Below are 223 nucleotides of genomic sequence, written 5' to 3' on the forward strand. Positions count from 1 at the left end.
CCCTAGTAGCGGCGAGCGAACGGGGACCAGCCGAGCCTTGAGAGTGATCAGAATGTGTTGGGAAGCACAGCCATAGCGGGTGATAGCCCCGTATGAGAAGCTCGATGGGACATATTAAGTAGGGCGGGACACGTGAAATCCTGTCTGAAGATCGGAGGACCACCTTCGAAGGCTAAGTACTCCTTGCTGACCGATAGTGAACCAGTACCGTGAGGGAAAGGTG

The 223-nt window shown here is 55.2% G+C and carries 1 rRNA gene; it reads left to right on the forward strand.

Annotation, left to right across the window (positions count from 1 at the left end):
• Positions 1 to 223: ribosomal RNA gene (locus ACN5AZ_RS18785) — 23S ribosomal RNA — on the forward strand; the annotation flags it as partial.

It is taken from the genome of Sagittula sp. SSi028, from assembly GCF_048553715.1.
Lineage (GTDB): Bacteria > Pseudomonadota > Alphaproteobacteria > Rhodobacterales > Rhodobacteraceae > Sagittula.